The sequence below is a fragment of the Vibrio sp. 10N.222.52.B7 genome (assembly GCF_041474275.1).
Lineage (GTDB): Bacteria > Pseudomonadota > Gammaproteobacteria > Enterobacterales > Vibrionaceae > Vibrio > Vibrio crassostreae_C.
This window is the reverse complement of sequence record NZ_JBFRTU010000522.1, coordinates 1-276: the sequence shown is the minus strand read 5'-3', so window position 1 is coordinate 276 and position 276 is coordinate 1. Positions and strand designations below refer to the sequence as shown.

The window sequence follows — 276 nt, the reverse complement described above, 5'->3', positions numbered from 1 at the left end:
TTGGCGTAGAAGCCGTATTACTGAACCACAAAGGCCTTAAGCGTGTGGAGTTCATTGGTGAAGCTGATCGAGCAATCTTTGCTGCCTTTGCTTTCGATATTATTTATCGCGAATTGAACGAGCATACGGGTCAATTCAGAAACAGCTTTGCAGGATCTGGTACCGGAACTCTCGAAGTCACTCGTCGTGTGAACTCTTACGTCTCTGGTTGGGTAGAAGGTGCGCTTGAAAAGTTGCCAATCATTACCCCGGACGACGAGTCAAACAACAAAATCA

At 46.4% G+C, this 276-nt stretch carries 1 pseudogene; it reads left to right on the top strand.

Features of this window, described 5'->3' with window-relative positions:
• Positions 1 to 276: pseudogene (locus tag AB4512_RS23995) on the top strand (transcriptional regulator); the annotation flags it as partial.